Genomic DNA, 26,352 nt, shown 5'->3' with positions numbered 1-26,352 from the left:
AAGGCCTATTGCATGCCCGATTCTCGTTACAAGGTCGACGTCAGCGTCGTCACACGCTTTCTCTCGGAACAGTCTCAACCCGAGCAGAATCGCTTCGCTTTCGCCTATACCATCACCGTGCACAACAACGGTGAATTACCTGCCAAACTGCTGTCGCGTCACTGGGTCATTACCGACGGCGACGGCCATGTCGAAGAGGTGCGCGGCGAGGGCGTGGTCGGTCAGCAACCGTTGATCGAGGTCGGTAAAAGCCATACCTACAGCAGCGGTACGGTAATGACCACCCGCGTGGGCAATATGCAGGGTTCTTATCAGATGCTGGCTGAAGACGGTAAACGCTTTGATGCGGTCATAAAGCCCTTTCGTCTGGCCGTCCCGGGTTCGCTGCACTGATGGCGGTGTACGCCGTTGGTGACCTGCAAGGTTGCCTTGAACCTCTGCAATGCCTGCTCGAGCACGTCCACTTCAACCCCGAGCATGATCGACTCTGGCTGGTGGGCGATTTGGTCAATCGTGGCCCGCAATCGCTGGAAACACTTCGCTACCTGTACGGCCTCCGTGAATCGCTGGTGTGCGTGCTGGGCAATCATGACCTACACCTGCTTGCGGTCGCCCGTAAACACGAACTGCTCAAAAAAGGCGACACGCTGCGCGAAATCCTTGAAGCGCCGGACCGTGACGAATTGCTCGGCTGGGTGCGTCGGCAAAAGCTGATGCACTACGATGCAGAACGCAACGTTGCCATGGTGCATGCGGGAATCGCGCCGCAGTGGTCGTTGAAAAAGGCCTTGAAGCACGCAGCCGAAGTCGAGCAGGCACTTCAGGAAGACCAGCTATATGGCGCTTTTCTCGACGGCATGTACGGCAACGAGCCGGCCAAGTGGGACAACGACCTGCAAGGCGTCACGCGTTTGCGGGTCATTACCAACTACTTCACCCGTATGCGCTTCTGCACCAGCGATGGCAAGCTCGACCTGAAGAGCAAGGAAGGCGTTGAAACCGCCATACCTGGCTATGCGCCCTGGTTCAGCCACCCGAAACGCAAGACCCGTGAGCTGAAAATCATTTTTGGCCACTGGGCGGCGCTTGAGGGTCGCTGCGACGAGCCGGGCGTCTTTGCCCTCGACAGCGGATGTGTCTGGGGCGGTTCGATGACGCTGCTCAACGTTGATACCCTTGAACGTCACCAGTGCAATTGCGATGCTGTCGGCCATGCCGCCAACGGGCTTGTTAAAAGCGCACAGGCCGGCACCGCCACTAACCCCCAGGCTCAGGAGCCCAGGCAATGACCGAATTCAAACGTATTCCACCTGAACAGGCACAGGCGCTGCGCGAGCAAGGCGCAGTGCTGGTTGATGTTCGTGATGCGCAGACTTTTCAGAGCAATCACATTCCTGACTCCGTGCATCTGGACAATCACTCGATTGCCGACTTCATCGCCAAGGCCGATCTGGATAAACCGCTAGTCGTTGTCTGCTACCACGGCAACTCCAGCCAGAGCGCCGCAGCCTATCTGGTCGGCCAGGGTTTCTCCGACGTATACAGCGTTGACGGTGGTTTCGAGCTGTGGCGCGCCACTTACCCTGACGAAACCGTGCAAGGCTGATAAAAAATATTTTTATGACAGCTGATCCCGCGTTCTACGCGGGCTCGCGAGCCATCTGACGAACGGTCAGCCCGTCTTCTCGCGCATCCCTTCTTTATCTTTCCGAATCCGAACTATCCTTAGCCTAGGCCATCCGTATTCAGGGGAGAGCCGGTACACCGGCGCGTGGGTCATCGGTAGTTACTTTTAAGGTGTTCTGGGGGGAAACAGCAGCCGCATTGCGGTCGCTGCCAGCATCGACTGACGATCCGCCGCCGGCTCCACGTATCGAGCGAGGTGACGTCATGAGTATATTCAGCCACTTCCAACAACGCTTCGAAAGCACACGGCAAGAAGAGCTCTCGCTACAGGAATATCTGGAGCTCTGCAAACAGGACCGCAGCGCCTATGCCTCTGCCGCAGAACGTCTTCTGCTGGCCATTGGCGAGCCCGAACTGGTGGATACCTCTACCAACTCCAGGCTCTCGCGAATATTCTCCAACAAGGTGATACGCCGCTATCCAGCCTTTGCCGACTTCCACGGGATGGAAGAATGCATCGACCAGATTGTTTCGTATTTCCGCCATGCCGCCCAAGGCCTGGAAGAGAAGAAGCAAATCCTTTACCTGCTCGGCCCGGTTGGCGGCGGTAAGTCGTCCCTGGCTGAAAAGCTCAAGCAACTGATCGAAAGAGTCCCGTTCTACGCCATCAAGGGCTCGCCAGTCTTCGAGTCGCCTCTGGGCCTGTTCAACGCCACTGAGGACGGCGCGATTCTGGAAGAAGACTTCGGAATTCCGCGACGCTACCTGAGCACTATCATGTCGCCGTGGGCGACCAAGCGCCTGGCCGAGTTCGGTGGCGACATCAGCCAGTTCAAGGTTGTGAAGCTCTACCCTTCGATTCTCAACCAGATCGCCGTAGCGAAAACCGAGCCCGGCGACGAAAATAACCAGGATATTTCCGCGCTGGTCGGCAAGGTCGATATTCGAAAACTGGAAGAATTCCCACAGAACGACGCCGACGCGTACAGCTACTCGGGCGCACTGTGCCGGGCCAACCAGGGCCTGATGGAATTCGTCGAGATGTTCAAGGCACCGATCAAGGTCCTTCACCCGCTGCTGACCGCGACCCAGGAGGGTAACTACAACAGCACCGAGGGGCTGGGGGCCATCCCGTTCACCGGTATTCTGCTGGCGCACTCCAACGAATCGGAATGGCACAGTTTCCGCAACAACAAGAACAACGAAGCCTTCATCGACCGTATCTACATCGTGAAGGTGCCGTACTGCCTGCGTGTCAGCGACGAGATCAAGATTTACGACAAGCTGCTGTTCAACAGCTCGCTGTCCAAAGCGCATTGCGCGCCTGACACCTTGAAGATGCTCGCACAATTCACCACGCTGTCGCGCCTCAAAGAGCCGGACAACTCTAACATCTACTCCAAGATGCGCGTGTATGACGGCGAGAACCTGAAAGATACCGACCCCAAAGCCAAGTCGATCCAGGAATACCGCGACAGTGCGGGCGTCGACGAAGGTATGAACGGTCTCTCTACCCGCTTCGCGTTCAAGATTCTGTCCAAGGTCTTCAACTTCGATCCACACGAAATTGCTGCCAACCCGGTGCACCTGCTGTACGTACTGGAACAGCAGATCGAACAGGAGCAATTTCCGGCCGAAACGCGTGAACGCTACCTGCGTTTCATCAAGGAATACCTGGCACCCCGCTACATCGAGTTCATCGGCAAGGAAATCCAGACGGCGTACCTGGAATCCTACAGCGAGTACGGTCAGAACATTTTCGACCGCTACGTGCTGTATGCAGACTTCTGGATTCAGGATCAGGAATACCGCGATCCGGAAACCGGCGAGATTCTCAATCGCGTGGCCTTGAACGAGGAGCTGGAAAAGATCGAGAAACCGGCCGGCATCAGCAACCCGAAAGACTTCCGCAATGAAATCGTCAACTTCGTGCTGCGTGCCCGCGCCAACAACAACGGCAAGAATCCGACCTGGCTCAGCTACGAGAAGCTGCGCGTGGTGATCGAGAAGAAAATGTTCTCCAACACCGAGGACCTCCTGCCCGTCATCAGCTTCAATGCCAAGGCCAGCAAGGAGGATCAGCAGAAGCACAACGACTTCGTCACACGAATGGTCGAGAGGGGCTACACGGACAAGCAGGTACGTCTGCTGTCCGAATGGTATCTGCGCGTGCGGAAATCGCAATAAAGCAGCTGCAAGCTTCAAGCTATCAGCTGCAGGCGAAAAGCGATCGAGGCCCGGCTTCGGGATCGATGGCGCGCTCGCCTGCAGCTTGAAGCTTACAACTTGAAGCTCCCCGGAGGAGCCTATGAGCTATGTGATCGACCGACGTCTCAACGGCAAGAACAAGAGCACGGTAAACCGGCAGCGGTTTCTGCGTCGTTACCGTGACCACATTAAAAAGGCAGTGGAGGAAGCGGTCAGCCGGCGCTCCATTACTGACATGGAACACGGCGAGCAGATCAGTATTCCCGGACGCGACATTGACGAACCGGTGTTGCATCACGGTCGTGGCGGCAAACAGACCGTTGTTCATCCAGGCAACAAGGAGTTCACCACAGGCGAGCACATCGCCCGCCCTCAAGGCGGCGGTGGCGGCAAAGGGCCTGGCAAGGCAGGCAACTCCGGCGAAGGCATGGATGAGTTCTCGTTTCAGATTACTCAGGAAGAGTTTCTTGAATTCATGTTCGAAGACCTGGAGCTGCCGAACCTGGTGAAGCGCAACCTGACCGGTACCGACACCTTCAAGACCGTGCGCGCGGGTATCAGCAACGAAGGCAACCCTTCACGCATCAACATCATCCGTACCCTGCGCTCGGCGCATGCGCGACGCATTGCGCTGTCCGGCAGCAGCCGGGCAAAACTCAAAGAGGCAACTGTCGAGCTTGAGCGTATGAAGCGCGAAGAGCCCGACAACTTCGGCGATATTCAGGAACTGGAAGTAGAAATCGATCGACTGAAAGCACGTATTCGTCGCGTACCGTATCTCGATACGTTCGACCTCAAGTACAACCTTCTGGTCAAACAACCCAACCCCAGTTCCAAAGCGGTCATGTTTTGCCTGATGGACGTCTCCGGATCCATGACCCAAGCGACCAAAGACATCGCCAAGCGCTTCTTCATCCTGCTGTACCTGTTTCTCAAGCGTAATTACGACAAGATCGACGTTGTGTTCATTCGCCACCACACCAGCGCCCGTGAAGTGGACGAAGAAGAGTTCTTCTATTCTCGGGAAACCGGCGGCACCATCGTTTCCAGCGCATTGAAACTGATGCAGGAGATCATGGCCGAACGCTACCCAAGCAGCGACTGGAATATTTACGCGGCACAGGCCTCGGACGGAGACAACTGGAACGACGATTCGCCCATTTGCCGGGAAATCCTGACCAAACAGATCATGCCCTTCGTGCAGTACTACACGTACGTGGAAATCACGCCGCGTGAGCACCAGGCCTTGTGGTACGAATACGAGCGTATCGGTGAAGACTACGCCGACACGTTCGCCCAGCAGCAGCTGGTCTCTGCCGGTGATATTTATCCGGTATTCCGCGAACTCTTCCAGCGAAGGTTAGTGTCATGACCGCCAGAGAGCAGAAGCGCCAACCCCTTTCCACGGGGTCAGAGTGGACATTTGAACTGATCCGGGCCTACGACCGTGAGATCGGCAGAATTGCCGAGCGGTATGCTCTGGACACCTATCCCAACCAGATTGAGGTGATCACTGCCGAACAGATGATGGATGCCTACGCCTCGGTGGGCATGCCCCTGGGCTACCATCACTGGTCATACGGCAAACACTTCCTCAGCACTGAAAAATCCTATTCGCGTGGCCAGATGGGGCTGGCGTACGAGATTGTGATCAACTCGGACCCGTGTATTGCCTACCTGATGGAAGAAAACACCATCTGCATGCAGGCGCTGGTCGTTGCGCACGCCTGCTATGGCCACAACAGCTTCTTCAAGGGCAATTACCTGTTCCGCACCTGGACCGACGCCAGCTCGATCATTGATTATCTGGTGTTCGCCAAGCAGTACATCATGCAATGCGAGGAGCGGCATGGCATCGACGCCGTGGAAGATTTGCTCGACTCGTGCCACGCGTTGATGAACTACGGCGTGGACCGCTACAAGCGTCCGTATCCGATTTCCGCTGAAGAGGAACGGCGGCGCCAGAAGGATCGGGAAGAACATCTTCAGCGCCAGATCAACGATCTTTGGCGCACTATTCCGAAGAACGCCGAAAAAAACAGTAAAGAGGACAACGCACGCTTTCCTGCCGAGCCGCAGGAAAACATTCTCTATTTCATCGAGAAACACGCGCCGCTGCTGGAGCCCTGGCAGCGCGAAGTGGTGCGCATTGTGCGCAAGATCGCGCAGTACTTTTATCCACAGCGCCAGACCCAGGTAATGAACGAAGGCTGGGCAACGTTCTGGCATTACACGCTGATGAACGACCTGTACGACGAAGGACTGGTCACCGACGGCTTCATGATGGAGTTTCTGCAGTCGCACACCAGCGTGATTTTCCAGCCCGGTTTTGACAGCCCCTACTACAGCGGCATCAATCCCTACGCGCTGGGCTTTGCCATGTATCAGGACATACGCCGGATGTGCGAAAACCCTACCGATGAGGACCGGCAGTGGTTTCCGGAAATTGCCGGCACCGACTGGCTGACGGCGATCAAGTTTGCGATGACCAGCTTCAAGGACGAGAGCTTCATTCTCCAATACTTGTCGCCCAAGGTGATTCGCGACCTCAAGCTGTTCAGCATCATGGACGACGACCAGCAGGAAGACCTGCTGGTGCCTGCCATTCATGATGAAAACGGTTATCGGACCATTCGCGAGATCCTCGCTGCGCAATACAACCTGGGCAATCGGGAGCCCAACGTGCAGATCTACAGCATCGACCGCCGAGGCGATCGCTCGCTGACCCTGCGCCACCAACAGCACAATCGAAAACCTCTGGGCGATTCGACAGACGAGGTGCTCAAACACCTGCACCGGCTGTGGGGCTTTGATATCCATCTGGAAACCCTGCAGGGCGATCAAGTGGTCAAGACTCATCACGTACCTCCAAAAGGCGAGCATGCCGACAGTGAGTATCCCCGGCTTGATATGGCGGTCGTCCATCTTTAGGCGTTAGGGAAAAGGCTGTTTAAACGGCTGCTCATGCAGCTTTAGCCTCCGCAAGCACGGCACAAGGTTTATCCTGTCGCGCTTACGGAGGCTTTTTATGCAGATTTATAAAGTGGGCGGTGCTGTACGCGACCGCCTCCTGGGTCAACCTGTCACTGATATCGATTGGGTCGTGGTCGGCGCGAGCACTGAGGACATGCTGGTCAAGGGCTATCGCCCGGTCGGCACAGACTTCCCGGTGTTTCTGCACCCGCTGACCAATGAGGAATACGCGCTGGCGCGCACCGAGCGCAAAAGCGGCGTGGGCTATGGAGGCTTTGTTTTTCATGCAAGCCCCGAGGTAACGCTTGAGCAGGACCTGATTCGGCGCGACCTGACGATCAATGCCATGGCCGAAGACAAGGACGGTAACCTGACCGATCCGTATAACGGTCAGAAAGACCTTGAAGCGCGAATATTGCGCCACGTTTCCCCCGCATTCGCCGAAGATCCGCTTAGGGTCTTGCGCGTGGCCCGGTTCGCAGCGCGCTACGCACGTTACGGTTTCACCATCGCACCCGAGACCTTGGGGCTGATGCGCCAGCTCAGTGAATCCGGCGAACTCAAGGCGCTGACTGCCGAACGAAGCTGGAAGGAAATCTCACGCGCCCTCATGGAAGAGCAGCCTCAGGTGTTCATCCAGGTACTGCACGACTGCGGCGCGCTCAAGGAACTGATGCCTGAGGTTGAAGCGCTGTTTGGCGTGCCGCAGCCCGCTGCGCATCATCCGGAAATTGACACCGGCGTACACGTCCTCAGCGTGCTAGAGCAATCTGCGATTCACAAACACCCGCTGACCGTACGCTGGGCCTGCCTGCTGCACGATCTGGGCAAAGGGCTGACGCCAGAAGCCGAATGGCCCAGGCACATCGCCCATGAACATACCGGCCTGCGCCTGATTAAAGCGGTCAACGAGCGTTTTCGGGTGCCCAGGGAATGCCAGGAACTGGCGCTACTGGTCGGCCAGTACCACACCCACGGCCATCGGGCGCTGGAACTGAAACCCTCGACTTTGCTGGAGCTGCTGCAAAGTTTCGACGTCTACCGCCGCCCGCAGCGTTTTGAAGAGTTCATTGCGGCGTGCGAGATGGACGCGCGAGGACGTCACGGCTTCGAACAACGCAGTTATCCACAGGCTGATTACCTGCGCGGTGCAGCACAGGCCGCTCGAACGGTGTCAGTACAGCCGCTGCTGGAGAAGGGCTTCAAGGGCAAGGAACTGGGCGACGCGCTAAAGAACGAACGCCTCAAGGCGCTGAAAATCTATAAGGCGGAGCACGTCGCCTGACTCTAACTGACTACTATCGCTCCCACCCACCAGCGTGGGAGCACAGCCCTGGACGCTCTGCGTCCGATCTTCAGCACCCGAGAACCACGAACCCACTCAGCTACGCAGCAGACTCTCAGGCGTAAGGCTCACGCCGCGCCATTCAAAAGCCACAGGCCAGAGCTGCTGATCGATCTGCGCGTCAGCCCAAAGCTTGCTGAAGGCAATCCCCACACCCGGATGCAGACGCTCAGGGGCAATCAATGCCAACGGGCACAGCACGAAGGCATTCTTCAGAATCTCCGCTCTGGGCAAAATCAGCCCGTCGAAATTGCCGACCTGCTCGCCATACAACAGCACATCGATATCCAGCGGCAGCCCTTTGCGATCCGGGGCATAGCGGCCATTATCGGCCTCGATGAATTTCAGGCGGCGATCAAGCTCCATCAACGGCAGATCGGTCAACGCCGACACCACCAGATTGAAGAATGGCCCGCTCTTGATGCCCACCGCATGGCTTTCAAAAACCGGCGAGCAACTGAGGTCAGTCAGAAAGCCATCCAGCGCATCCAGCCCGGCATGCAGGTGACGTTCGCGCTCGATATTGCTCCCCAGGCCGAGGAAAATCCGCGTCAGCGACATCCGCGCTCGATCTCCACGCCCACACCGGCAGCGGCCGCTACGGCACCCGGCTTGGTCAGTTTCAGACGCAGCCAGGGAATATTGAATTCGCTCATCAGCACTTCAGCCAGCCGCTCAGCGAAGGTCTCTACCAACTGAAACTGAGCCTGCTCGGCGAAAGCCTGAATACATGTCGAAACACTGGCGTAGTCGAGGGCCTTGCTCAGGTCGTCGCCTGCCGCTGCAGGGCGATTGTCCCAGGCGAAGCTGAGGTCCAGACGCAGGCACTGGCGAATGCCGCGCTCCCAGTCATAGGCGCCGATGACCGTATCAACCTCAAGGCCCTCGATGAAAACTCTGTCCAAGCACTACTCTCCACTGCACGACAAGGGCGCGATGCGCCGTTAGAATCAGGGCATCCTCGCCCGGAATGGTTAGCATGTTTTGGTTACTGGCCACCTTCGCCTACCTGCTTGGCTCGCTGTCCTTCGCCATTCTGCTCAGCCGCCTGAGCGGCAGGCCAGACCCGCGCGCCAGTGGCTCGGGCAATGCCGGTGCTACCAACATGCTGCGTCTGGCCGGAAAAAAACTGGCCATCCTGACCCTGCTTGGCGACCTCTGCAAAGGCCTGCTGCCAATCCTGATCGCCAGCGCCTGGAACCTGAACATCGCGCAACAGGGCTGGATCGGCGTCTGCGCAGTGCTGGGCCACCTGTTCCCAGTGTACTTTCGCTTCCGTGGTGGCAAAGGTGTCGCAACAGCCGCCGGCGTGCTGCTGGGGCTGTACCCGCCCGCAGCCGCCCTGGCGATAGCGGCCTGGTTGCTGACGCTCTACCTGACGCGTACCAGCTCGCTTGCCGCCCTGATTGCCACACCGCTGACCCTGCCATTACTGGCATGGCAAGAACCTCATGCGCTGTTGCCGATGAGCGTATTGACGCTGCTCATCGTCTGGCGCCATCGCGGCAATCTACGCGACCTGCTCGCCGGGCGCGAACGACATTTCTGAAGGGCAAACTGAAATCATCTCACCCTCGCCTGTCATCACAGCCCCGGCAACTGCTCCATGAGCCAACGCGCCTGCACGCTGATGCTCAAATCTTCCTTCTGCCCTGCCTGCAAACGCTGACAGCCCGCAAAGGCGATCATTGCGCCGTTATCGGTACAGAACTCGGGCCTTGCGTAGTAAACATTTCCGCGCAGGTCGCCGAGCATGCTTTCCAGCGAAGCCCGCAGCGCCTTATTCGCGCTGACGCCGCCCGCAATGACCAGGCTCTTGAGGCCAGTCTGTTTGAGCGCACGCTTGCACTTGATGGTCAAAGTCTCCACTACCGCCTGCTGGAACGCCAGAGCTATGTCGCAGCGGGTTTGCTCGCTGTCGTCTCCAGCGCCCTGACATTGCTGCCAGGTATTGAGCGCAGAAGTTTTCAACCCGCTGAAACTGAATTCCAGCCCGGGGCGATCGGTCATTGGCCGGGGAAAGACAAAACGCCCCGCCACGCCCTGCATCGCCGCCTTGGAAATCTCCGGGCCGCCTGGGTACTGCATGCCCATCATTTTGGCGGTCTTGTCGAACGCCTCACCTGCCGCATCGTCCAGCGTCTCGCCCAGCAGTTCGTACTGACCGATGCCATCGACGCGCACCAGTTGGGTATGACCACCGGACACCAGCAACGCGACGAACGGGAACTGCGGCGGGTTTTCTTCCAGCATCGGGGCCAGCAAATGGCCTTCCATGTGGTGAACGCCCAACGCCGGGATATCCCAGGCGAATGCCAGCGCCTGAGCGCACGAGGCGCCGACCAGCAATGCACCTACCAGACCCGGTCCGGCCGTGTAGGCAATGGCGTCGATGTCAGTGGCCACGCAGTCCGCCTCGGCCAGTGTCTGGCGAATCAGCGGCAGCATGCGCTTGACGTGATCGCGCGAAGCCAGCTCCGGCACTACACCGCCATAGGCACGATGCAGGTCGATCTGGCTGAATAATGCGTCCGCGAGCAAACCGCGTTCGCTGTCGTACAACGCGACACCGGTTTCGTCGCAGGAGGTTTCTAATCCCAGTACTAGCATGGGGTTGCGCCTTGTAGGGGGCAGATTTGAAGGCGCGCATAATAGTCGTCGACCGAGGTGCCGACCAGCGGTTTTCGATCAGAGGCTTTGCATTCCTCTCAATGAGGGGTTAACATCCGCAACCCTTAAAAACCGACGTACTTTTGTGCAGTGTTTGCACTAAGCGTTGACCCCGGTAATGAATGAAGGTAGCTCTGGATGCCAGCCGTCAAAGTTAAAGAGAACGAACCCTTCGACGTAGCTCTGCGTCGTTTCAAGCGCTCCTGCGAAAAAGCCGGTGTTCTGGCTGAAGTTCGTAGCCGCGAATTTTACGAGAAGCCGACTTCGGAGCGTAAGCGCAAGGCAGCAGCTGCTGTCAAACGCCACGCCAAGAAAGTCCAGCGCGAACAGCGCCGCGCCGTTCGTCTGTATTAATTTACAGACCTTCGTCGCAAGCTTCTGCCTTGCCCGGCCAACCAGCCGGGCTGTCGGCAGTTCCAGCTTCGCTTTTTTGCGTTAACTGGATCGCGCGTTAGCTAGATTGATTGACCTCGTCCAGGCCGCCGATGCGACTCAGACATTCAATCAAGCACGTCCAGCCTGTTCACAGGCTACATCGGCCATGCCCACTCGGGCAGCAGACCGGTCGATGATAAGACGAGTATGCCTTGATGACTTCGCAAGAAGCTCAGCCAAGGCAGCGTCTTCCGTGCACCCAGGCTTATGTATCCGGGTTTTGTCACCCTCAGGTGGACGCCCAGCGTGAAGCCTTATGACCTGCCCTCAGGCTCAAGCTTATTCCCCTTTCAGGCCCACACCGCCCATCGGATGCAAAGACGTGCCCGTTGATTGCCCACGTCTTCAAAAAAGACGGCTGACAGGCTGACGGAACGCTCGTAGAGTCTCCCGATACTTTTGCACCACGCTTGAATGATGAGAACGCCATGGCCGGGCTGATTCCCCAGAGCTTTATCGACGACCTTCTGAACCGCACCGACATTGTCGATGTAGTCAGTTCGCGCGTGCAGCTCAAGAAAGCCGGGAAGAACTACACCGCCTGCTGCCCGTTCCACAAAGAGAAAACACCCTCTTTCAGCGTCAGCCCGGACAAACAGTTCTATTACTGCTTCGGTTGCGGCGCTGGCGGCAACGCGCTCGGCTTCATCATGGATCACGACAATCTGGATTTCCCCCAGGCTGTCGAAGACCTCGCCAAAGCAGCAGGCATGGAAGTGCCTCGCGAACAGGGCGTAAAAGGCCAGAAGCCCCGCCAGCCAACCGATTCCCCGCTCTACCCGCTGCTGACCGCCGCCGCCGAGTTCTATCGCCAGGCGTTGAAAAGCCATCCATCGCGCAAGGCAGCGGTGGATTACCTCAAAGGCCGCGGGCTGTCCGGTGAAATCGCCAGAGACTTTGGCCTGGGCTTTGCTCCGCCAGGCTGGGAAAACCTGTACAAGCACCTGAGCAGCGACTCACTGCAGCAAAAGGTCATGATCGATGCCGGTCTGCTGATCGAGAACGCCGAAACCGGCAAACGCTATGATCGCTTCCGTGACCGGGTGATGTTTCCGATACGCGACTCGCGCGGACGCGTCATCGCCTTTGGCGGTCGCGTACTGGGCGATGACAAGCCCAAGTACCTGAACTCGCCGGAAACACCGGTTTTCCACAAGGGCCAGGAGCTGTACGGGCTGTTCGAAGCCCGCAAATTCAATCGCAACCTCGATGAAATCATCGTCGTTGAAGGCTACATGGACGTCATCGCCCTGGCGCAGCAAGGTTTGCGCAATGCCGTGGCGACGCTGGGTACCGCGACCAGCGAGGAGCATTTGAAACGCCTGTTCCGGGTCGTGCCCAACGTGCTGTTCTGCTTCGACGGCGATCAGGCCGGGCGCAATGCCGCGTGGCGGGCACTGGAAGCCACCCTGTCGAACCTGCAGGACGGGCGTCGGGCGCGCTTTCTGTTTCTTCCCGAGGGCGAAGACCCGGACACTCTGGTGCGCTCCGAAGGCACCGACGCGTTCAAGGCGCGCATCAATCAGCATGCCCAGCCGCTGGCCGATTATTTTTTCGAGCAACTGACCAAAGAGTCTGACCCGCGCTCGCTGGAAGGCAAGGCGCACATGGCCACCCTCGCGGCGCCACTCATCGATAAAGTGCCTGGGGCGAACCTGCGCATTCTGATGCGCCAACGCCTGACCGAAATTACCGGGCTTACCGGCGAGGCCGTCAGTCAGTTGGTACAGAGCGCGCCGGTGGATGCACCACCGAGCTACGACCCCTATGTCGATTACGACGCCATGCCTGACTTTGCCGATTACCAGCCTCAAGGCGGTTATGAGCCACAGCAGGAATGGACGCCAAAGAAAACCGGCGGTCAGAATCAAAAAAAATGGGACAACAAATCCTGGGGCAAAAAAGGCAAGCGCCAGGACTTCGAACCTCGAACGCCGCGTGTACCGACCGCTGTCGAGCCGCCCATGCAGGCCGCACTGAGAACCTTGCTGCATCACCCTGAACTGGCCGAAAAGGTCGAAAATGCCAGCCATTTCGCTGCAGAAGACCAATCTAACGCGCAACTGCTGGTAGCCCTTATCGAAGCCAGGCAAAAGAATCCCAACCTGCGGTCGTTACAGTTGATAGCGAGGTGGCACGGGACTGAACAGGGCCGTTTGCTGCGCGCTCTGGCAGAAAAGGAATGGCTGATTGAGGCCGACAACCTTGAACAACAGTTTTTCGACACTATAACTAGCTTATCCGCTCGCCAACGCGAGCGCAGTCTGGAACATCTGATCAGCAAGGCTCGTCAAACCGAGTTGAGCGCAGAAGAGAAAATTCAGCTTAGGGAACTGCTAAATCGCAATGTTCCCGCACAAACCCCGACCTCAACTGGCGCGTGAGGTCATAGCTCGGGTATAATCCTCGGCTTGTTTTTTGCCCGCCAAGACCTTCAGTGGATAGGGTGTTATGTCCGGAAAAGCGCAACAGCAATCTCGTATCAAAGAGTTGATCACCCTGGGTCGTGAGCAGAAGTATCTGACTTACGCAGAGGTCAACGACCACTTGCCTGAGGATATTTCAGATCCCGAGCAGGTGGAAGACATCATCCGCATGATCAACGACATGGGGATCCCGGTACACGAGAGTGCTCCGGATGCGGACGCCTTGATGCTGGCCGACGCCGATACCGACGAGGCAGCCGCAGAAGAAGCGGCTGCAGCGTTGGCAGCGGTCGAGACCGACATCGGGCGTACCACCGATCCCGTTCGTATGTACATGCGTGAAATGGGTACCGTTGAACTTCTGACCCGTGAAGGCGAAATCGAAATCGCCAAACGTATCGAAGAAGGCATCCGTGAAGTGATGGGCGCAATTGCGCACTTCCCTGGCACGGTTGACCATATTCTTTCCGAATACACATGTGTCACCAGTGAAGGCGGTCGCCTCTCCGATGTTCTGAGCGGCTATATCGACCCGGACGACGGCATTGCGCCGCCTGCCGAAGTACCTCCGCCTGTCGACCCCAAAGCCGTCAAGGCCGAAGGCACCGATGACGACGAGGAAGAATCGGCAGACGCCAGCGACGACGAAGACGAAGTCGAAAGCGGTCCTGATCCGGTCATCGCCCAGCAGCGCTTCGGTGCGGTTTCCGATCAAATGGAAATCACCCGCAAGGCGCTGAAGAAATTCGGTCGCGACGACAAGCACGCCATTGCCGAAATGGTTGCACTTGCCGAACTGTTCATGCCGATCAAACTGGTTCCAAAGCAGTTTGAAGGTCTGGTAGAGCGTGTGCGGGGTGCTCTTGAGCGTCTTCGTGCTCAGGAACGCGCCATCATGCAGCTGTGTGTACGTGATGCACGTATGCCGCGCGCCGACTTCCTTCGCCAGTTCCCGGGCAACGAAGTTGACGAAAGCTGGACTGACGCACTGGCCAAGGGCAAGAGCAAATACGCCGAAGCCATTGGTCGTCTGCAGCCTGACATCCAGCGTTGCCAGCAGAAGCTGTCGGCACTGGAAGAAGAAACCGGCCTGAAAATAGCCGAGATCAAGGACATCAACCGTCGCATGTCGATCGGTGAGGCCAAGGCCCGCCGCGCGAAGAAAGAGATGGTTGAAGCGAACTTGCGTCTGGTGATCTCCATCGCCAAGAAGTACACCAACCGTGGTCTGCAATTCCTCGATCTGATCCAGGAAGGCAACATCGGCTTGATGAAGGCTGTGGACAAGTTCGAATACCGTCGTGGCTACAAGTTCTCGACCTATGCCACCTGGTGGATCCGTCAGGCGATCACTCGCTCGATTGCCGACCAGGCCCGCACCATCCGTATTCCGGTGCACATGATCGAGACGATCAACAAGCTCAACCGTATTTCCCGGCAGATGCTGCAGGAAATGGGTCGCGAACCGACCCCGGAAGAGCTGGGCGAACGCATGGAAATGCCTGAGGATAAAATCCGTAAGGTATTGAAGATCGCAAAAGAGCCGATCTCCATGGAAACCCCGATCGGCGACGACGAAGATTCGCATCTGGGTGACTTCATCGAAGACTCGACCATGCAGTCGCCAATCGATGTCGCCACTGTTGAAAGCCTGAAAGAAGCGACACGCGAAGTGCTGTCGGGCCTTACCGCCCGTGAAGCAAAAGTTCTGCGCATGCGTTTCGGCATCGACATGAATACCGATCACACGCTTGAAGAGGTCGGTAAGCAGTTTGACGTTACCCGCGAGCGGATTCGTCAGATAGAAGCCAAGGCACTGCGCAAGCTGCGTCACCCGACAAGAAGCGAGCACCTGCGCTCGTTCCTCGACGAGTAATCGCACCAGCGAGTCAACAAAACCCCCGGCCTGCCGGGGGTTTTGCGTTTCCGGGAAAAAGAAATCCGGATTTGCAGGTCCAGTCGTCAATTTATCAAATCAAACAGAGGTCAGACGTCGGTCTAATTGCAGGCCATGGCGAATTGACCTACAACTATGTATCACACAGGACACAAGCGCTTGCCAGTCGAGCCTTGGCCAGTGATTGTTACAAATTCACGCCACAACAATATCAGCGATAGTCAAACACGGACGTAAGCCGCATATGCGTGAAGTAATAATCGATACCAATGACCGGGAAGCGTCGTGCCTGTCCGAGGGAAAATTCGCCTCGGTCTTCGCTCAGTGCCCGGATGCCATGATTATCGCAAGCCTTGCCGACGGGCATATCATGGATGCCAACGCGGCATTCGTTGAACGGACCGGCCTCGCCCTTGACGAAGTGATCGGAAAAACGCCCACCGAACTGGACCTGTGGGCAGTGCCAGGTATAGGCCCAAAAGTTTTGCAGCAACTGCAGACAGGCAACATCCATAATCTGGAGATACCCTTTCGGCGCAAGAACGGCGAAACCTTTTCCGGGCTCATGTCCGCCCAGCCTTTCGACCAGAGCTCGACGCCAGCCGTACTGGTGATAGTGCGTGATATGGGAGTATCAGTTTTTTTGTGTTCGGGCTGGTTAGGGCCTGCCGTCAGGCAGGCCCTTGTTTTACCAGCTCGGTCTGGTAAATCGGTCTCCGTACAGGATCGCAAATTGATTCATTGCCACTTTCCAGTCGTGTGCCGCATGACCCCAGTTGGCGGTGATGTTGCGCAACCCAAGCCATATCAGTTTCGTCGCAGCCTCATCGGTCGGGAAGTGCCCTCGAGTCTTGATGATCTTGCGTAACTGGGCATTGATGCTCTCGATGGCATTGGTCGTGTAAACCACTTTGCGAATGCCCGCCGGAAAAACAAAAAACGGTATAACCCGATCCCAGGCGCGACGCCATGCAGCAACTACAGTCGGATACTGCTTGCCCCAGGGGCCCGCTTCAAAGGCGTTAAGCTCTTGCTCAGCCACATCGGCATTGATCGCCTGGTAGATCGGCTTGAGTGCTTTGGCCAGTGCCCGACGTTTATCCCAAGCGGCATAGTCCAAGCTGTTGCGGATCAGATGCACGATGCAGGTTTGCAGCGTCGTGGCAGGAAAAACCGCCCCCAACGCCTCCGGTATTCCTTTGAGGCCATCCGTGACGGCGATCAGAACATCTTCAACGCCACGAGTCTTGAGGTCGTTGAACACCTTCATCCAAAACTTGGCACCCTCGGTGCTCTCGATCCATATACCCAGAATGTCGCGCGTGCCATCAGGTAATACCCCCAGCGCCAGATAAATAGCCTTGTTGCACACTAACCCCTCGTCCCGGATTTTGACCCGTAACGCATCGAAGAAGATCACCGGATACATCGGTTCCAAGGGTCGTTGCTGCCAAGCGCCCACCTCTTCCATGACCGCATCGGTGACTGAGCTGATGAAGTCATGGGACACGTCAGTTCCATACTGCTCAGATAGAAAAGCGCGGATCTCACGCACCGTCATGCCCCGGGCGTACATGGCAATTATCTTGTCGTCGAAGCCTGTAAAACGTCGTTCGTGCTTGGGAATCAGGATCGGGGCGAAGCTACCATCGCGGTCTCTGGGGATATCCAGGCGAAGCGGCCCGTCGTCGGTCAGAACCGTCTTGCTGCTTTTGCCATTGCGCTGATTGGTCGACTCCTTAGGGCGCTCCGCGCCCTGAGGATAACCAAGGTGGTGACCCAGCTCGGCGCCTAGCGCACGCTCGATCAGAGCCTTCTTGAACGCCATGGACGCGTCTTGAATGGCTTCGGCGCTCATCGGGCCTTTAACAAACTGCTCGATCAGCTCTTGGGGAATCGAGGGCAACTCCCTCGCTGTTGCATTGGCGGACTTCTTTTTGGTCGGCATACATGCACCTCTAGCTACATGTTATGCCCGAACACAAAATTTCTGACAGTCTCGGCACCGAGGCTTCTGTAGGACGTGTACCCGTTTCGCAACACGATCCTGTTTTTTACTTCATCCGGCTTGGTATTGCCCGGCATCACCCCATAACTATCCCTGTCTCCATAAACCGCAAGGACAGACCATGGCTACCTTATGAAGGTAGTTTCCCACTGCGACCGGAAATTGCAGGCCTTCCTGCGATAACCAGTGAACGTTCATCCGCTGGGACATGTTGATGCTGCTAAGCGTCCTACAAGCCGAGATCACCAGGTGCAATGGGTCGAGCTGATCTTCACGCGCGGGGATGACGCCATTTCCACCAAGGCACTGACTGATTAACTCTTTGTGCACATCACTGATGGCAAACGGGTCATTCCACACATCAGCCATAGCGTTGGTAAGCGAAAAATGTTGAGGATCGAGCGCCATCCCTAGGCCGTTTCCAAATATCAATGTCTTCCTTGGCATCATGACTTCCTTGAGGGTGGGCTGAATTTTCAGTGCTTGATTGGGATAGCGTACTCGCTTCACAAACAACAAACCAAAAACGATCATTGCTCAACACTATTGATACGGATCAGTGCCTCCTGAGATTTGGTACTTCAAAGGGCTTTCAGGCACCAAAGCCATGCTCCAGCCTTCCTATCAAGGTCAAAACATCTTTGGTATCGACATCGAGCGGGCGCTTACCACCAAACGCCCGACTATGCTTGGATAACCAGTCGATGACGAGCGTGGTGTCGCCAAATAAGGCGGTCGCGGCTTCCAGTACCCTCGGATCTAATGTCTTCAATGACTCTTTCCTGTTCAAACCCTTTCTGATTGTATATTGATGAGTTCTCTAGAAGATAATACGGTATTTGCAAGCCAGGATGGATGTTAGACAAGTATTACGATTGCGAGCATGTCAATACACGAAGTTTAACTGTCGCTGCCCAGGAACATAGAAAGAAACTTACAAAGATGATCAGTTCAGTGCTTTTTCTGTATAGGAAAATCCCTGGTCTGGAGGCATTCCGCAACTTGTAGCCTGCACTGTCTTCACCATTTTAGTGAGTATTCTCTAAGCAGGTTGAATGTTCTATTGTGCATGCTACGAAGGGTTGACTGGCAGCTGACTGGTTCAATGACCTGCATCTCTTACACCTACCAAGGGCGTGACCAAAATGAACATTCTCAACAACCAATCGGTAGAAGCGATAACACTGCTACGTGAGCTGGGTGTCCATAAAGTGTCCCCTAGTATTTGGGCGTTCACCGACATAGAGACCGCGAGCCACGGGTACGTACATCACTCCCGTCAACCGGTTGCTCTCGCTGCCTACACGGCAATCGACACGACATTCGCAGCAGGTCGCTTCCCGGGATACACGCTAATAGACCTAGTTGAAAAAATACCTTGCTTGGATGGTACTGAGTACGCCGCTTTGGCGATGGTCTGCCATATGTCTGCCCCGATATACCCGTCTGCTGAGCAACGAGGTGAAAGGTTTGGGGCGGTCGCTTGGGAGATCATTGAGCAATACGGACTACAGCAATGCTTCACCCGGTGTAACCCGTACGGCAGCCAGGGCATTCACTACACAATTCGACCATGTGGTTTCGATCATGATCGTTCAGAGCCTCTTCCTGAGGCATTGAGGGCTATGCGCAGCTCGTATAGAAGAATGACCACAGTACAGCAGGTGATGGTACTGACGTTGCTGCATCTCTACTCCCAAGGAACTGACGATTTCTATTTGATCGGCGGCTGTCGAACTAAGATCTCGGCGGCTGAGGCGCTTCGAGCTCTTAGAGGAAATGAAACTGCGCTAACCATCTGGGGGCAGCTAGTTACTCACTACGCAGGCTGGTGATACCGCTTAGTGCAATTGGCGTTGCTGCGCGGCTGATGGCCGATGCCCGCCGTCCGTAGACGGGCGTTTGTGGGTCTGCTGGCGACCCCGATAACGGACGCCAGTCGACCTATCGCAGCCCCTCAGGGTGACACGTTGCTGGCGTAATACCTCGAAGCGAATAATCGGAAAGATAGCTTTACGCCAGCACTAAACGTGCGATTTTTTGGCACTAACCTCTCAACTCTACGCTTCCTCGTTAGTTGCCTTCTTATGATCCTCACCTAGACTCCCTATGCGCCACACACCCAGCGCCCATGCTGAATGTGAGCCCAATAAAGGACTCGGTCTCCAGCGAGCTGAACCCAGACTGATATTAAAAAAAGCAAGGACGTCGACGATGAATAAAACTTGAAAGTGTTCTCGGCTTCAATTCTTTCGCTATCCGTTAGTGTGCCTTTCACCGACGCCTCAGAACAGCAGCCACCAGCAGTCATTGCTCCTACGCAGCTCGTCAGCGGTGGGCTGATGCATCCGCAATACGCGAAGGTCATTGGTCGAATGGCTTACGTAATGGGGCTGGCCTATGGTCAACTGCCCAATCGCAGCCAAACCATCACCAAGGCGCCCAAGCCGGGGTTGTTGGCGGGATTCTGCCGGTGGCACCGCAGGGGTATGGGCCTTCCCTTGACGATCAATACTTCTCCAGCACGTGCGGCGGCTACGCGGCTCATGGATTACCTCGGAATGAACGGAGTAATGGTTGATGAGCGTGATCCGGACGAGTCCACTGTGCAGGAAGTGGGCGCTCGCGAGATATGTCGTTTATAAGGTGATAAATGCCATTGCTCAGGATCGCGCTGCTCTCGACTCCAGCTCCTTGGCAAAAGCATCGAGCATCTTTCTGGCAAATATCATGGCTTGGGATTTTTCAGCCGATGTCAGTGGCCTCAACGAAGCCGAGTGCATCCCGTTATGGCGCCCCCCCATAACGGAGACACCATTGAAAAGCTTTCCAAAACGATCCCACTCATTTTCACTGAGCTTTAAGACTTTCTGAGCGTTCCCAAATCTTTTCTCAGCTGCTTCTCTGATGTCGTAGAGATGACCAATCGCATGGTCGCCCGATCCTTGTGCCAGGCTATAGCTTTCCCAGGCTCGCCTGAACTGCGGGTCACTCAAGAAAGGGACTATGTTCGCCGCAAGGACTCGAAGCTCTCGCTTCGCAGCCTGACGACGAGCCTGAGCCTGGGAGGCTTCAAATGCCTTCATGTCAGACAGCACCGTTCCATTGCCATCTAGGGTCTGGATGTTTAGAACGCCGATGCCAACGTTGATTTTGAAGGGATGAATCATATGCAGCACGCCATCCAGGACATACTCCTCGAACCACATGCTGAAGCTCAATCCCTGGTTGAAGTGATTGCTCCTTACCCCCGCCAGAATCCGGATCAATTGACGCAGCTCTGGCAGCTGGGTATTGAGGACATCTTTGACCTGCTCGGGCTCGCAATCGAACTCGGCATGAAGCCATCGGACATCGACGAACGTATCAGGCGTTTCGTCCGACGTCGTGGGGGTTGAGATCCTTCTGATGGAAAGCCGCCATCCTTGGATAGTCTGACGTTCATCGGAGATGAGCTCGTCGAAAAAGTCGTTTGGATTGGGGCACGCCCTTATGCTGATAAAACAGCTCATTTCACACTCCATTGTCTGGGGTGCAAATGTAACTGCTCGGGGCGTTGACCGTCGATAGCTGTTGAGTAGACGGCCACTGATCATCGCAACCGGGAAGATCAGAGCACTTTTTGAGGCGGGCGGATGCTCTGGTAAAGCGGGATCGATGTATTGCTGCTGGCAATATTCCGAGCGTCCCGTTGGCGCCGTTGCTGGTCAGGTTGAAACAGAGTTTTCAGTACCTGTAGTTAAGCGTCTTGGAGCTGAGTCGCGAGAAAGTCGTGCAGAAGGTTTTGGCCAACGTACTCGATCTGGCGATCCTGCTGGCCTCCAACTGGTCTGTCAGCGAAGTGCCACGCCAAACATTGGTGCGATGCTAAGGGCGTAACAATCATGCCTGTTGAGCGTCCACACCGATCATCGAAAGCCATAAGCTCAATCTGGCCATGGTGATATATCGCGCGCCCGTTCCCCGGTAGAGTTCTCGGAGCTCTGCCCATCGGGAGCGAATTCTGGTTTGAGCGAGTAAAGCGTTCGCTTTAGTCGAGAATTTCAAGGCTATCACGCAATCGGAAAGCTGTACGACCTCCGAGAGTTTAACTACGTTTATCATCTGGGCCTCCGGAAGACCCACCCTGGGAATCAAAATGACCCATCCCTTTATCCGACCTTTTCCCATCTTGGAAGTCTTGGTAAGGTGTTGCACGTCCCAACCGGCTGCCACGTGACGCAAGTCGGTAGAGTGAATGAATGGCACCCCGGCAGGATCGAAGTTTCGTAAATGAACTGGAAGGCTGCCTCGGACAAGGGAGCTTTGAATAACTCCAATGTTATGAACGATGTCGACCTGCTGGCGGCACTGGGTGCCAGGGCTGATCTGCACAACCGATGCTTGTACTCGGGCGCCTCGAAACGTGCAGCGTTGCAAATCTGCAATTTTTTCAATCCGGTAGCTCTCTTCGAGAGTGTGCCGGGCGAGCTGGTCTGTCTCAGAGTATAGGAGTGATTCAGGTGCAACGACGACGGCTCCGAGTTTCGGCCTGAAAATCTCAAAGCTTCGTAGGATATGCGCCATGGCGATGCTCCCGGTCATCTCCTTGCCACCGAAATTAATGTCGACGAATTTCCTTTTCCCGTGGCTAAACGGAGGGTTAAGTACGAGAAGGTCAATCGCCTGCTGCTCGCGGGCGACGTCGATACTCTCATGACTGAGCAAATCCCCGACCGACAGCTGCCAACCGGGCCTTCTCAGGCGTAATTGCGAAATTGCTTCTACGTCCCGGTCTATTCCTATAGACCGCACGGAGCCGAAGACGGTGTTGGCTGCATCAAGCAGCCTGCCCGATCCGCATGTGGAGTCCGCGCACACCATTGGTGTCGAAAGAAAGCTCCCCCGCTCCATAGCTTGGATCGCCACGTTTTCCGGGGTGTAGTACCTATCCATATCAATAGGCATGAAAGTCCTCAAAATCGTACACATGGACGATACCAATGCCGGAGGTTCGCCCGCTTTTCTTCACCGGGTAGTCGAACATTATCTCTGTAGTATCGGAATGTTTGATGGCGAACAAGATGGAACCTATAGCGTGTGGCTTGGTGCCGACCAAGGCTAAGTAAATGTAATGATCTGGGTAGTCCCGATGAATCTGGGTCAGCGCTTTGAATGCCTCGAAGGGGCAGCTGGCACGTGCGTATCTTACCTCAGAGTGGGCCTTGTATTCGTCCAAAAACATCCGGTTGCATCCGACGGTTAATGCAGGATATTCGAGTTGGAAACCTGGCACTCCTACGACGGGAATAACTTTGGGCCTAGGGTCTAGCTGTGCGGCTAAATGCTCGGGACGATTACCCTCGAAGCCCAACATCGCGATGAACAGGCAACGGTCTTCGTCATCTGGGCCAGATAATTGGACGAAGCCAGGCAGAGGTGCCAAGCCTTCAAAGGTGACGCTTAGGTCAAAAAAAGCCGAAGAAGCGGGGCTGGGATGAGGTGTATACGATTCAGGTTCGGCGTAGAGAACTCTAGTCCTGACCCCATGATTATATGCGCTCTTCAACAGCGGAGCCCATATATTATGCGTTAAGCCGGTAACATCGATCAGGATTTCTTTTGAGCTAAGTATTTTTTCTAGAGCCTCTTCGTCCCTTAAAGAGACTGTCGTTTGTTTACCGTTGTGGTTGATCAGAATGCTTTCTTTGTCAATGCTTTTGATGGATATAATGCGTTCAGGGTTAGATGATTGAAGATCTTCCCACAATTTCAGCCTGTCTCTATTTTCCGCAGAGTCTGCCGCCGAGATTATCAATTCATTTGGGCGAATGTCAGCTAAAGTTATGTCTCTGAATCTTTTCGTGTGAAGCGGGGGCATGGGCATGCTGATCATTTTGGCTCACCTTCTTCATAGAAGGCAGAAAAAAGAGCAAGCTGTTCAGGAAGTTCCTCTTCCCTGGTTTGTGGTCTGTCATCCAGTAGAGACGAAATGGCACGGGCAGGGCGATCCTCCAAGACGCTTAGTAATGTAGATGCCTCGATAGTCATCCGCCTTTTCTTACGGTGTGATATTTCGAAGAATGCGCTGAAAATGCGATGCAAACGATATTCGTCGTCTCGTAGCTCTACGCTACTAGTAGACTTTGTGCGAGGGTCGGACTCAAATGCTAAATGCCCTACGCCTTCTTGAAGTAAGCTATGGATTCTTGAGGACTCGGCTTGGCTTCCGGAAAGAACAAATGAAGTAACTTCTGGTGTTTTGCCGCTAGGAGAACGAGCTAGTTCAAAAAATACCTTACCTATAGCCAGCACAATTCTTTTAAGTTGGACGCCGTGGTCTGCCAGGCCCTCCAGTTGATTGAGCCTTCTCTTGCCAACTTCTCGGGCTGCCAGCGTTTGCGATTTAGCAGAAATTTTAAGGCTGGTACCATTCGCCGGCTGATCATCTAATTGATATCCGATGGCTGTGTCGATCAGCTCCAAAAAGTACCTGATGTTACCCGCCGCCAGGGAAAGCATTGTCCTTTCGCCGCAGTAGTATTTTCGGATTCTCGCTCCTTTCCGACCCTTTGAGAGCCAAAAGAGACTTGCATAACCATGATTGCCTAGCCGGGTTTTCCATTCGGTTTCATTGTTAAACCATTCAGTTGCGAGATCTTGTAGCGATCCGCCTTCACTTTCTTGCCAGTATTTAAGGAAATAAAGCTCACCAGGAGATTTTTGCTTAAAAAAATCTAAGGTTTTATGGTCGGTGAGCTCTGCCAACGCGTGTGACGCTATACGGTCGGCTCCTAATACGATGGCTTCTTCAGAAAGTGATAGCTCCTCAAGGAATTCCCGTAGGTTGGCAGATACATTCACCCCAACGCTCTTAGCGTGCTTCAACCTTAACTCAGCCACAGCCTTTGCAAAAAAATCGAATCCTTCGTCAGCTATCTCAATTTCTAGGCAATCGTCAGGTACGCGTAGAACGTCCTGCCCATCAAGAGTCTGTCGATTTCGAAGCCCGTTCTTCCTAACTCCAACTTTGTAAGAAAGGGGAGGTTCTGCGTGCTTTATATATGTGTTTAATATCGCCTGCTGGTAGTTGAGTAAGTTTTCATACTCGTCGATACAGCAGAACACCACCCTCTCTCCCAGCAGCCCTTCGGTTCTCAAGATTTCCGCAAACGTACGAAGAGGAGATTCAGCCATGGATAATGTAATTCCCATATCCTTGGCGGGATTGTTAACTTGGAGTTGGAGAGTGGAAATGGCTCTTTTGATTGAATTCTTGAGTTCGTCCAGCGTCTCGCAGTCGGCGAGACCCAATTCAGTTGAAATTATGCTCAGGCTTTCTGCAGAGATTTTTGAAGGTGACCTAAGTTCTAGCCAAGAAGCTAAATTTGCCAGCTCGCTGCATGCCAATAAGTTGAAGTAATGGGCAAAAAATTTTGACCATATTTCCTCACTGAGACCGCTGCCTATGAACGCGCGAACCCTATTTTTATTCATCCGTACTAGGACGCCGAGGTACTCCTGGTCTGCGAACGTCTGCCCGTCATCTTCAATACGCTCCAGCATCGAATCGTAACGTAGCGATTGAAGTGCGGTAGTCTTGCCGGTGCCACGACCGCCCACTAGGAAACATGGTCGCATTACTTCGAGCTTGCCGAGATATGTTGGCGTTACAAACAACTGTTTGAAGTTTGTCGATGGCCATTCGGCTCGATTGTCCCCGAACAGCTGCCGCAGAACCGAATTTGGATTAAGATCGTTCAATTAATGGCTCCCAGTTGTCTTGTCCTGGTGCCCAAAATATTGGCAGCGTGGCGTCAGGTATGGAGTGCTCGAAGCCAAACATCAGGCCTCTATTTTTGTAGCCAAACATGAGGTAGTTGGGGCAGTTGGCTATGTATTGTTCAGCGGGATTTAGTTTTGGTGAATATTTAGCCAAAAATCTTAGGACAGGGGATCGCATATTTGGGTTGGATTCGATGACACCCTCTAGCGTTGATCGCTTGTCAAGCACATGCGTCGCGCAAACTGCGACGGAAGGTGCATTGTCATGGATGTTTTTTAATCCAAAGTCAGTAGTGACCAGAGTGACGTATATGGCGCCGAACTGCGAAACGGCATTAGCCTTCGCAAACGACCTTCCAAGGCTATCCTCGGTTTTCCACGTGGTTAGAAACTGATCGCCGGAACCCACGAAGTCGTCAATGAAAACAACAGTTTTTCCCTCATAGGCGTGCTGGATTGCTATGTCTGTATCTTGGATGAAAGTGTCGTTCAGCCGTAAAAGCTGCCGAGCTTTACGACATAGGAGATAGCCCGAATCAGTGGGGTTGGGATGTTCACCCTTTACTGGGGTGATAATGGCTGTGCCGAGGCTAGCCACTAGATCCATGCTATTGGGAGAAGCAGGCCCTTTCGGCATGCCGTCTCCAATTGAATGGTAGGACGCCACTAACAATGCATCGGTCAGTGTTCTGTTGTAGAACGTAAATTTGTCTAATAGGAACGCCGCAATGTAAACGTCGGGTTCGTCGAAATTCTCAAGCCATGCTCTGGGGCGCAGGACTTGTTCTGACGGCCAAAGGGTGGCGCGCTTGAGGACGTCGCATTTCGCGAGAATCTCTTGAATTTGGGTATCGGCACGCAAGGTAGATCTCCCTTTCTCCTCGCTGCAGTTCGAGGTGGTCTGATTTACATTCTGGTGGCTGCATGGTGCCCAGAATCGGATCTAGTTTGCAGATGACCACGTGCATAGGCGATCCATGAAAATATGTCGTTCCCGAAC

22 protein-coding genes and 2 pseudogenes are annotated in these 26,352 nt (G+C 55.1%); 13 read left to right on the top strand and 11 right to left on the bottom strand.

Translation table 11 applies throughout. From position 1 onward, the window contains the following. The first annotated feature begins 12 nt into the window (after positions 1-12). From apaG to FFH21_RS03070, 7 genes are all read left to right on the top strand, one after another. The gene (apaG, locus tag FFH21_RS03100; protein WP_004660122.1) at positions 13-393 is read left to right on the top strand and encodes a Co2+/Mg2+ efflux protein ApaG; all 381 of its coding nucleotides are present in this window, start codon (positions 13-15) and stop codon (positions 391-393) included. Beyond that, positions 393-1,289, top strand: coding sequence for a symmetrical bis(5'-nucleosyl)-tetraphosphatase (locus FFH21_RS03095; protein WP_004660119.1), 897 nt, complete (start codon positions 393-395; stop codon positions 1,287-1,289). Before apaG ends, FFH21_RS03095 begins: the two co-directional genes overlap by 1 nt. Next, positions 1,286-1,606 carry a thiosulfate sulfurtransferase GlpE gene (glpE, locus tag FFH21_RS03090; protein WP_004660117.1) on the top strand — a complete coding sequence of 107 codons (321 nt, stop codon included), beginning with the start codon at positions 1,286-1,288 and terminating at the stop codon, positions 1,604-1,606. Before FFH21_RS03095 ends, glpE begins: the two co-directional genes overlap by 4 nt. A 284-nt stretch (positions 1,607-1,890) precedes the next feature. Further along, complete coding sequence (locus tag FFH21_RS03085) at positions 1,891-3,813, top strand: PrkA family serine protein kinase (RefSeq protein ID WP_002551885.1); 1,923 nt, start codon at positions 1,891-1,893, stop codon at positions 3,811-3,813. Positions 3,814-3,934: 121 nt separating this feature from the next. Next, a complete protein-coding gene (locus tag FFH21_RS03080; protein ID WP_002551884.1) occupies positions 3,935-5,206 on the top strand; it encodes a YeaH/YhbH family protein in 1,272 nt (423 codons plus the stop codon). Then, entirely contained in the window at positions 5,203-6,765 is a 1,563-nt protein-coding gene (locus FFH21_RS03075; protein WP_002551883.1) for a SpoVR family protein, read from the top strand. Before FFH21_RS03080 ends, FFH21_RS03075 begins: the two co-directional genes overlap by 4 nt. Before the next feature lie 97 nt (positions 6,766-6,862). Then, positions 6,863-8,092, top strand: a complete 1,230-nt coding sequence (locus tag FFH21_RS03070; RefSeq protein WP_004667103.1) for a multifunctional CCA addition/repair protein — start codon at positions 6,863-6,865, stop codon at positions 8,090-8,092. Positions 8,093-8,188: 96 nt separating this feature from the next. Here the strand turns inward: FFH21_RS03070 and folK are convergent, their stop codons facing one another. Beyond that, entirely contained in the window at positions 8,189-8,713 is a 525-nt protein-coding gene (gene folK / locus FFH21_RS03065) for a 2-amino-4-hydroxy-6-hydroxymethyldihydropteridine diphosphokinase (RefSeq protein WP_004660110.1), read from the bottom strand. Continuing rightward, on the bottom strand, positions 8,704-9,057 hold the full coding sequence (gene folB / locus FFH21_RS03060; RefSeq protein ID WP_011167596.1) for a dihydroneopterin aldolase: 354 nt from the start codon (positions 9,055-9,057) through the stop codon (positions 8,704-8,706). Before folB ends, folK begins: the two co-directional genes overlap by 10 nt. 74 nt (positions 9,058-9,131) lie before the next feature. Between folB and plsY the strand changes: the two genes are divergently transcribed. Next, complete coding sequence (gene plsY, locus FFH21_RS03055; protein ID WP_004660108.1) at positions 9,132-9,701, top strand: glycerol-3-phosphate 1-O-acyltransferase PlsY; 570 nt, start codon at positions 9,132-9,134, stop codon at positions 9,699-9,701. A 35-nt stretch (positions 9,702-9,736) separates the two neighbouring features. Here the strand turns inward: plsY and tsaD are convergent, their stop codons facing one another. Continuing rightward, positions 9,737-10,762, bottom strand: coding sequence for a tRNA (adenosine(37)-N6)-threonylcarbamoyltransferase complex transferase subunit TsaD (gene tsaD / locus FFH21_RS03050; protein WP_004663765.1), 1,026 nt, complete (start codon positions 10,760-10,762; stop codon positions 9,737-9,739). Positions 10,763-10,960: 198 nt separating this feature from the next. On the opposite strand from tsaD, the gene rpsU reads away from it, so the two are divergent. From rpsU to FFH21_RS03030, 4 genes and pseudogenes are all read left to right on the top strand, one after another. Beyond that, entirely contained in the window at positions 10,961-11,176 is a 216-nt protein-coding gene (rpsU, locus tag FFH21_RS03045) for a 30S ribosomal protein S21 (protein WP_002551877.1), read from the top strand. Between the two features lie 509 nt (positions 11,177-11,685). After that, positions 11,686-13,641 carry a DNA primase gene (dnaG, locus tag FFH21_RS03040; protein WP_004663763.1) on the top strand — a complete coding sequence of 652 codons (1,956 nt, stop codon included), beginning with the start codon at positions 11,686-11,688 and terminating at the stop codon, positions 13,639-13,641. A gap of 67 nt (positions 13,642-13,708) precedes the next feature. Further along, positions 13,709-15,559: an RNA polymerase sigma factor RpoD gene (gene rpoD / locus FFH21_RS03035; RefSeq protein ID WP_011167595.1), complete on the top strand. Its 1,851-nt coding sequence runs from the start codon at positions 13,709-13,711 to the stop codon at positions 15,557-15,559. 277 nt (positions 15,560-15,836) lie between these two features. Beyond that, positions 15,837-16,208 (top strand): annotated as a pseudogene (locus tag FFH21_RS03030) (PAS domain S-box protein); the annotation flags it as partial. Between the two features lie 60 nt (positions 16,209-16,268). Here the strand turns inward: FFH21_RS03030 and FFH21_RS03020 are convergent. The 3 genes and pseudogenes from FFH21_RS03020 to FFH21_RS03010 all read right to left on the bottom strand — a co-directional run bounded on the left by FFH21_RS03020 (position 16,269) and on the right by FFH21_RS03010 (position 18,360). Beyond that, the gene (locus FFH21_RS03020; protein ID WP_004667385.1) at positions 16,269-17,528 is read right to left on the bottom strand and encodes an IS256-like element ISPsy17 family transposase; all 1,260 of its coding nucleotides are present in this window, start codon (positions 17,526-17,528) and stop codon (positions 16,269-16,271) included. 183 nt (positions 17,529-17,711) lie between these two features. Then, positions 17,712-18,035: pseudogene (locus FFH21_RS03015) on the bottom strand (hypothetical protein); the annotation flags it as partial. Between the two features lie 145 nt (positions 18,036-18,180). Beyond that, positions 18,181-18,360, bottom strand: a complete 180-nt coding sequence (locus FFH21_RS03010; RefSeq protein ID WP_050772247.1) for an MbcA/ParS/Xre antitoxin family protein — start codon at positions 18,358-18,360, stop codon at positions 18,181-18,183. Positions 18,361-19,813: 1,453 nt separating this feature from the next. On the opposite strand from FFH21_RS03010, the gene FFH21_RS03000 reads away from it, so the two are divergent. Next, positions 19,814-20,233 (top strand): hypothetical protein, encoded by a 420-nt coding sequence (locus tag FFH21_RS03000; RefSeq protein WP_041924415.1) that lies wholly within the window; start codon positions 19,814-19,816, stop codon positions 20,231-20,233. Between the two features lie 18 nt (positions 20,234-20,251). Here FFH21_RS03000 and FFH21_RS02995 read toward each other — a convergent pair whose 3' ends face one another. The 5 genes from FFH21_RS02995 to FFH21_RS02975 form a co-directional block, all read right to left on the bottom strand. Continuing rightward, positions 20,252-21,100, bottom strand: coding sequence for a hypothetical protein (locus FFH21_RS02995; RefSeq protein ID WP_011167593.1), 849 nt, complete (start codon positions 21,098-21,100; stop codon positions 20,252-20,254). A 370-nt stretch (positions 21,101-21,470) separates the two neighbouring features. Beyond that, positions 21,471-22,535: a hypothetical protein gene (locus FFH21_RS02990; protein ID WP_041924414.1), complete on the bottom strand. Its 1,065-nt coding sequence runs from the start codon at positions 22,533-22,535 to the stop codon at positions 21,471-21,473. Then, positions 22,525-23,463: a hypothetical protein gene (locus tag FFH21_RS02985; RefSeq protein ID WP_041924413.1), complete on the bottom strand. Its 939-nt coding sequence runs from the start codon at positions 23,461-23,463 to the stop codon at positions 22,525-22,527. Before FFH21_RS02985 ends, FFH21_RS02990 begins: the two co-directional genes overlap by 11 nt. Continuing rightward, complete coding sequence (locus tag FFH21_RS02980; protein WP_011167590.1) at positions 23,460-25,331, bottom strand: hypothetical protein; 1,872 nt, start codon at positions 25,329-25,331, stop codon at positions 23,460-23,462. Before FFH21_RS02980 ends, FFH21_RS02985 begins: the two co-directional genes overlap by 4 nt. Then, positions 25,318-26,214, bottom strand: coding sequence for a hypothetical protein (locus FFH21_RS02975; protein WP_011167589.1), 897 nt, complete (start codon positions 26,212-26,214; stop codon positions 25,318-25,320). The genes FFH21_RS02980 and FFH21_RS02975 overlap by 14 nt, the downstream gene beginning before the upstream one ends. Positions 26,215-26,352: the final 138 nt, after the last annotated feature.

The organism is Pseudomonas sp. KBS0707 (assembly GCF_005937945.2).
GTDB lineage: Bacteria > Pseudomonadota > Gammaproteobacteria > Pseudomonadales > Pseudomonadaceae > Aquipseudomonas > Aquipseudomonas amygdali.
The sequence above is the reverse complement of the archived record's forward strand: the minus strand, read 5'-3'. Positions and strand labels throughout refer to the sequence as shown.